This window comes from Achromobacter sp. NFACC18-2 (assembly GCF_900108985.1).
Taxonomy (GTDB): domain Bacteria; phylum Pseudomonadota; class Gammaproteobacteria; order Burkholderiales; family Burkholderiaceae_B; genus Achromobacter.
In genome coordinates this window covers 51,114-57,134 of record NZ_FNYM01000027.1, presented here as the reverse complement: position 1 = coordinate 57,134, position 6,021 = coordinate 51,114, and the positions used below count along the sequence as shown (strand labels likewise).

Genomic DNA, 6,021 nt, shown 5'->3' with positions numbered 1-6,021 from the left:
TGACCCTAACCCCGAATTAGTCCGGATCAGAAGTAGAGATTTCCGGCTCATTGAGGTTGGTACTATGGCCGCTGGCCAAGTGCTGGCGCGCGTATTCAGCAGGTGCCTGCCACTTCAGCGCGGAGTGGGGACGAACCTCGTTATAGTACGTCCGCCAGGCGTCGATTTTCTCCTTGGCGTCGGCAAATGACAAGAACCAGTGGCTGTTCAGGCATTCCTGACGGAAGCGGCCATTGAAGGATTCGCACTGCGCATTGTCCGTCGGCTTGCCGGGCCGGCTGAAGTCGATTTCCACCCCACTTTCGTATGCCCATTTGTCCATGGCTTTGGAGATAAACTCGCTGCCGTTATCGGTTTTGATGACGCGCGGCAGGCCGCGCAGTGCGCATACGCGACCGAGCGTCGCCACCACATCGTCACCCCGCAGGTTTTGCCCAATGTCGATGGCCAGACACTCTCTGGTGTAATTGTCGACCAGAGTCAAAGCACGCAGGCGGCGACCATCGAACAATTGGTCCATGACGAAGTCCATGCTCCAGATGTCATTGATGGCTTGCGCGACCGCTTTGGGTTGGCGACGTTGCGCCGACTTATTGCGCTTGGGGCGCTTGTGCCGCAACGACAAGCCTTGTTCTCGATACAAACGGTAGACCCGTTTGTGATTGTCTCGATAGCCTTCGCGGCGCAGCATCACGTGTACACGCCGGTATCCGTAGTGAACGCGCGTATGCGCTATCTCGTGGATTCGCATGACCAGCGCGCCACTGTCGCGTCGGCACGATTCGTAGCGATACAACGACCGGGAAATCATGACTGCGGCGCATGCCTTGGTCACGCCGACGCCGTAGCGCTTCATCAGATCATCCACGAGTACGCGGCGCAGCGAAGGCTTCAGAGCTTTTTTGCCAGAACGTCCTGCAACATTGCCTTGTCCAGCGACAGGTCCGCGACCAAGCGCTTAAGGCGATTGCACTCCTCTTCAAGCTGGCGCAGCCGTCGCAACTCCGAGGGACCAAGCCCGCCGAATTTCTTCTTCCAGTTGTAGAAGGTGGCTTCGCTCACGCCCATCTTGCGGCAGACCTCGGATACGGCCGTTCCCAGTTCGGCCTGCTTCAGCGCAAAGGCGATTTGCTCTTCGGTGTATTTCGATCTCTTCACGGCATGGCTCCTATTCCATATGGTGAAATAATGCCGGAATTCTCTAATTTAGATCGGTACTAAAAACTGGGTTAGGGTCACTTCTCTGCGACAGGGTGTTTGGGTCAGCTCGGGCGACGATGGTTGGGTGGCCAAGCTTGCCAGCGTTGCGCGGGCGCTGGCAGTTTTGGAGTGGGATCCGCAGCGCGGTTATATGGACATGCAGAATTGGGCGTCAGTAGGTGAGTTGGCTCGTGCAGATTTGCTGGCGATCAATGTGATGCAGTTGGGGGAAGGAAACTTCGCCGGGATCTTGCGTGGCCTCGGGGCGATCGTATCGCCGGCAGCTCTGTGCGTTTCCGGGGTTTCACGCGCAGTGTTTAAGCGAACTCTGGCGGAGGCAGGCATCGATGGTTTGATGCATCAGGCTGCAGCGCCTATGACCCTGGACGGTGCGCTGCGGGTAGACGGCCTGGTGGGATTCCGGTGGCCGGGGAACAACCCGACTCAAGTCTGAAACGTACCTTCCGCATAGGCCTCTGCGCTCTCGGTTAGGATCGTCTGTAGCTCGCGACGCAAGGAGGCCGGTGCAGTCAATATCACATCGGGCGCGAGTCCAATCACGAATTGTTTGAATGTGAGCGACGGTCTGACTGTGGCCTTCAATTCAAAGCCGTAGTCGCGTTCGTGAATGACCTGGTCCTCCGACAGTCGATATTGACGCAGACGACTACGGGAGCCGCGCTCCCGGACTCTCAAGGTAATGCTCTGGGGAGCCTCAGGAAAAAAAAGCAGGGTGTGTTCATGTTTGAGAAAGCGTTCGAGTTCGAAGCTTGGATCCGGATCGGCTGAGTTTTCGGTGATTACGGCACTGAGCATGCGATCCAGGCGCTGCATATATTGCTTGTATAGGCCGGTTCTGCCCGATCGACGGCAGGACAGCAAGTACAGGGCACTTCCGCGTTCGACAAGAGCCAGTGGCGTTACCTCGTACCGTTGGACCTTCGCGGTCGCGATGGCCGCGTTTTGATATTGGATGGATAGCTGTCTGCCTCGATATAACGCGTCAAGGATGGTCCTCAACATTGCTTCGTTCTGGGGCGGCGGAATCAATGGGTAGCCAGAGTCGATCAACGCCGCTTTACCTGACCATGCCCGGCCTTGAAGGTAGCGTGGATAGGTGGGGTGACTGTTGAGCAGCTCCCGGCTGCGGTCGCAGTGGTCTCGCAACGACTTGAGCGCATCTTCCGGCAATTGATTCGTGGCGAATTGCTCCAATTGCAGCAATGCGACTGCCAACTCCACGCTTTGAATTTCCGCTTTGTTCTGCGCGCTATTAGGTACTTTGCGCAACTCGCGTGCGCTGCCACGGCCACTGGCTTCAATCAGGCCGATATCAAGAAGATGACGCAACGCGCGTTGAATGGTCTTGGATGTCGCATCTGTCTGACCATATCGGGGACGAAGCTTCGCGTGTAGAGATTGAGAGTTGATCCAGTGATCCGAGGAAGAAAGCAGCGTCAGAATATCCGAATGTAACTGGGTGAGTTTGCGTCGATCGAAACTTCTGTCGGACATGCGGCCCCAAATTTTTGATCAGCTGAAATAATTAGTATAAAATAGATTAGTTTAATCTCATTTTCCGATGCACTGCGTGGCTGATTGCAGCAATTGGCGCGCGGGAGCCTTATTCAGGACCATGCAATGGCTATTCAGTGGGGCCCGATAGAGACCCTTCTGCAACGCGACTCCCCGGCGTTGCTGCAAGATTTGAACCCGCCCGCAGAGGAAAAAAACCTGTCCGTGCTGCAGCAGACGCTAAGTGTTGACCTGCCGCAGGATTTTCTCGACTTTCTCCGCGGCCATGACGGACAAAAGGGGGAAGAGGATCCCCTGTTCGGGAGTTACGAGTTTTTGTCCAGTTCGCGGATTCTGGATGCATGGGAATTCCTAAAGGGGCAGTCACAGTCCAGCTCGACTGCAGATGAGCAGGTGGAAGCAGAAAAAGGCGTCAAAAGTATCTGGTGGGACGTGCGATGGGTGCCCTTTGCAACAAATGGCTCAGGTGACTACATGTGCCTCGACATGGCGCCGACTGACGGCGGAACCACTGGCCAAGTGATCAGCGTATGGCATGACGACGGCGCACGAAAAATCAGAGATGCAAGTTTCGCTGCCTGGGCTCGGCAGTTCTTTTAAATACGCATCAGCAAGGAAGCGAAATGGAACAAAGCATTGCTCAGCAGAATGAGTTGCGTCTACAGCGATTGTTTGATGATTGCCAGCAGCAGGTCATCGCGCAGATTATCGGGCCTTTTGGTTTGTCGCCAGCGATGTTTCAGGACCGCAGTGGCGGGAATGTCACGACGGTGCACAATTTTGAAAATGCTTCGGCCGATTTTGTCGCTACCAAAGATCATGCATCGTATGAGCAGTCACGGGAAAAGTATGACCGCGAGAAAATAAAAGATATCAGGGCCCGCGTGAAGCGGGAGTTGAAAGCCACCGGGATTGATGGCTACACGGGGCAGGAAGTAGACCCGTTAAAATTGGAGGCCGATCATGTCACCTCCTTGAAGAAAATAAACGCCACTAAGAAAAATCATCTCGCCTTCAACACTGGGGAAGGTTATGGACGGCTGTCGGACGTTGCGAATAGCCCCGAAAACCTGGTAGCCACGCATCGTGATATTAATAATCCAAAGCGGGCCAAGGACATCATTGAGTTCGCCAACGAAGTGGTGGATGGTCAGACCAATGCCGAGCGGCTTGGATTGGACATAGAAAAGGCTCAGGTCGCAAAACAGCGCTCGGAAGAGCATCTGGCCAGAACAGCCGATAGCGCGATCTTGCGTAAACAAGCTGGGGAGCTCCTCAGCACCGGTGCCGCGCAAGCCGCTCGGATGGGCGTAAGGCAAGCTCTTGGTGTACTGCTGAACGAGTTGGTCAATGGTTTATTCAATGAAATAAAAGTTCTCATCAAGCACGGTGTCGAACTGGGCAAGACTCTTTTTGAAGATATCCGTGCGCGCCTGATGCGCGTGGTTGAAGTGGTTGCAGAAAAGATTCCAGCTGCGACCGCACAGTTATTCGAAGGTGGGGTCAGCGGATTCATGAGCAACCTGCTGACCTTCATGATTAACGGATTCCTGTCGACAGCAAAGCGTTTTGTGACGGTGGTTCGTGAGGGTTTGATAGGCCTGTACAAGGCCTTCAAATTGATCATGTTTCCTCCCAAGGGAATGAGCGCCGACGACGCATTGAAAGAAGGGCTGAAACTGTTGTCCGCCGTGGTGGTGTCGTCAGTGGGGATTCTGCTGCAGGAGACTGTCACGACATTCATCGCCACTGTTCCGTTCCTGATGCCCGTCGCAGATGTGTTGTCCTCTGTTTTGATCGGCACATTTGCAGGTCTTCTGTCCGCCTTCATCGCCTATCAGATCGACAGCTTTTTTGCGGGCCAGCAGTACGACGAGAAGCTGATGGACGAGTTGATGGCAAATGCCAAACGCAGCGATGAGTTTGTCCGCAGCCTGACGGAGCTGTCTGAAACGTCATTGAGCAACGTCAGTCGCTACACAGAAGCCATCAGCGGCTACCAGGGAATAGGGCGAACGCTCGGTGTTGCTGGTGTAAGCGCGCGGGCTACGTTGCTAAGCCTTGAGCGCACAGCGGAAGACACGCGCAAGCATGTGGCAGATAGTGTCGCAATGATCGAATACATCGAGTCCAGTCAGCGCGACATAGAAGCTTTTTTGGAGAAATTCTATGGTGAGAAATACCCAGATCGCCAGTCATGACGAGTTTCAGATCGTTGAGGCTTTTTCTTCGGCAATTGTGCCGGAGCAGATCATTCGTGATAGCAACATCAAGGACTTGATCCGGGATATGGGCGCTGCACAGGCCTCCGTAAAGTCTGATAGTTCAAGGCTTGAACGAGCCCGGAGCGAGCAAAAGGAGGGGAACGCATTAACGAACTGGTGGAAAGATCGGGGCGACGCTGTGCAGGACGCTCAAATTGATCTGAACCGTTCCATTGGAAACCTTACGGAAAAATCTTCGCAGTTGCTGATTGTAAATACCGCAATATCGAAGGTATTGCATGATCAACAGGGCCTGTTGATGCAGCAACAAGGGCAACTGAGGCAGCAGGCAGGCGCGATCGAGGAGCAAAACCGCCAGATTCTGGATCAGCAGAATGTCTTGGAGCAGCAGCAGCGCGACATCAATGCTGCCAACAATGGCCTGATGGAGGCCAAGGGAATCAGTCAGGAGCAGGCTCAGAAACTGGTCGGATGCGTCACCTTGGTTACCGAAGCGGAACAAAGGATAGACGCCGCCAATCGAAGCTTGATGCAGAACGTGGAGCGGTATGTGCAGGAATCCGGCACCGAATGTTTGGCTCGAATGGAGGAGTTCAATCTCGAACTTGGTGCGACTCTGCAACGGAACATCCAGTCTTTCGACGTGAAGATAGATGAACAGCAATCCACGTTGCAGAAATATGGCGATGATCTGACCAGCCGTGCGCTGAGCATTGAAAAGACTCTTGATCAAAGATTTCACGCAACTGGACAGGATCTCGAGCAACGATTGGACGCCAGCAAGCAGCAATTCGAGCGGACTCAGTTGACGCATCATGAAGCAGTGGCCGTTGAGATGGGAGCGATGTCTGAAAGTCTCTCGTCAGCAATGGACAGCATTCGTACGGTAGAGGCCCAGGTGCTCAGACTTGAGTTGGCTTTGAAGCACAGCCGCCGCAGCCAGTTCTTGGCGACCATCGCCGCAATAGCGATTGCGGGCGCTGCGCTTGCTTGGCAGGCCGTGCAGGTGGGTCTGGCTTAGAGACTGATGGCAGGCCTGTAGGCGGCAGAATCAGAAATA

The 6,021-nt window shown here is 54.4% G+C and carries 6 protein-coding genes; 4 read left to right on the top strand and 2 right to left on the bottom strand.

Annotated elements, in window-relative coordinates; genetic code table 11:
• Positions 1-16: 16 nt before the first annotated feature.
• A protein-coding gene (locus BMW75_RS28330) for an IS3 family transposase (RefSeq protein ID WP_254792069.1) occupies positions 17-1,158 on the bottom strand; the annotation gives its coding sequence in 2 pieces (ribosomal slippage) (positions 17-906 and positions 906-1,158; 1,143 coding nt in all).
• A 127-nt stretch (positions 1,159-1,285) separates the two neighbouring features.
• On the opposite strand from BMW75_RS28330, the gene BMW75_RS28325 reads away from it, so the two are divergent.
• Positions 1,286-1,654 (top strand): hypothetical protein, encoded by a 369-nt coding sequence (locus tag BMW75_RS28325; RefSeq protein ID WP_139208616.1) that lies wholly within the window; start codon positions 1,286-1,288, stop codon positions 1,652-1,654.
• Here BMW75_RS28325 and BMW75_RS28320 read toward each other — a convergent pair.
• Entirely contained in the window at positions 1,645-2,715 is a 1,071-nt protein-coding gene (locus BMW75_RS28320) for a helix-turn-helix transcriptional regulator (protein ID WP_092582817.1), read from the bottom strand. The genes BMW75_RS28325 and BMW75_RS28320 overlap by 10 nt on opposite strands.
• 126 nt (positions 2,716-2,841) lie before the next feature.
• Between BMW75_RS28320 and BMW75_RS28315 the strand changes: the two genes are divergently transcribed.
• From BMW75_RS28315 to BMW75_RS28305, 3 genes are read left to right on the top strand one after another with little or no spacing between them, the layout of a single operon-like run.
• On the top strand, positions 2,842-3,336 hold the full coding sequence (locus BMW75_RS28315; RefSeq protein WP_092582821.1) for an SMI1/KNR4 family protein: 495 nt from the start codon (positions 2,842-2,844) through the stop codon (positions 3,334-3,336).
• Between the two features lie 23 nt (positions 3,337-3,359).
• On the top strand, positions 3,360-4,937 hold the full coding sequence (locus BMW75_RS28310; protein ID WP_092582816.1) for a hypothetical protein: 1,578 nt from the start codon (positions 3,360-3,362) through the stop codon (positions 4,935-4,937).
• The gene (locus tag BMW75_RS28305; RefSeq protein WP_092582815.1) at positions 4,906-5,982 is read left to right on the top strand and encodes a hypothetical protein; all 1,077 of its coding nucleotides are present in this window, start codon (positions 4,906-4,908) and stop codon (positions 5,980-5,982) included. The genes BMW75_RS28310 and BMW75_RS28305 overlap by 32 nt, the downstream gene beginning before the upstream one ends.
• Positions 5,983-6,021 lie beyond the last annotated feature (39 nt).

Bases quoted from the DNA above. Each gene is read 5' to 3' on its own strand.
- BMW75_RS28310 (WP_092582816.1), top strand. From the start codon at position 3,360: ATGGAACAAAGCATTGCTCAGCAGAATGAGTTGCGTCTACAGCGATTG.
- BMW75_RS28315 (WP_092582821.1), top strand. From the start codon at position 2,842: ATGGCTATTCAGTGGGGCCCGATAGAGACCCTTCTGCAACGCGACTCC.
- BMW75_RS28320 (WP_092582817.1), bottom strand. From the start codon at position 2,715: ATGTCCGACAGAAGTTTCGATCGACGCAAACTCACCCAGTTACATTCG.
- BMW75_RS28305 (WP_092582815.1), top strand. From the start codon at position 4,906: ATGGTGAGAAATACCCAGATCGCCAGTCATGACGAGTTTCAGATCGTT.